We start from the raw sequence: 565 nt of genomic DNA on the forward strand, positions 1-565 counted from the left end.
TAACCTTCGGGAGGGCGTTTACCACGGTGTGATTCATGACTGGGGTGAAGTCGTAACAAGGTAACCCTAGGGGAACCTGGGGTTGGATCACCTCCTTACCTTAAGATGTCGACGTTGTTGAGTGTTCACACAGATTGCCTTGATTCAAAGTAGTTAGAGCAAAGACCTGATGCAGTGATGCATCAGCTTCTGTTGTCCAGCCTTCGGGATGGATGAGAGAAAACCTCTTCTGCCGGATAACGGGATGTGAATAGCAGTTTACTGCTACCTGTTGTCTCAGTGCGCAAGCACTGCAAAGCAGACTCGGGGTCCCCTTCGTCTAGAGGCCTAGGACACCGCCCTTTCACGGCGGTAACAGGGGTTCGAATCCCCTAGGGGACGCCAATTCTCTTCTTGCTAACAAGAATGCAGAGTTAAGAAATTGATTCTTAACTCTGTTTTCTTCGGCGCACTTTAAGTGAATGCCGTTGCAAACATGCTCTTTAACAATCTGGAAAGCTGATTTAAAAAGTAGTTCTCAAACATTTGTTACAAGTGCTTTGGAAACTTCTTGGCGAAAACCAAA

Annotated in this window: 1 tRNA gene and 1 rRNA gene; both read left to right on the top strand. The window is 46.9% G+C overall.

Going from position 1 to position 565, the window contains the following annotated elements:
* Positions 1 to 98 (top strand): 16S ribosomal RNA (locus AC1IN8_RS21060); the annotation flags it as partial.
* 210 nt (positions 99 to 308) lie between these two features.
* Positions 309 to 384: transfer RNA gene (locus tag AC1IN8_RS21065), tRNA-Glu, on the top strand.
* Positions 385 to 565 lie beyond the last annotated feature (181 nt).

The organism is Aeromonas sp. 130281, from assembly GCF_056642115.1.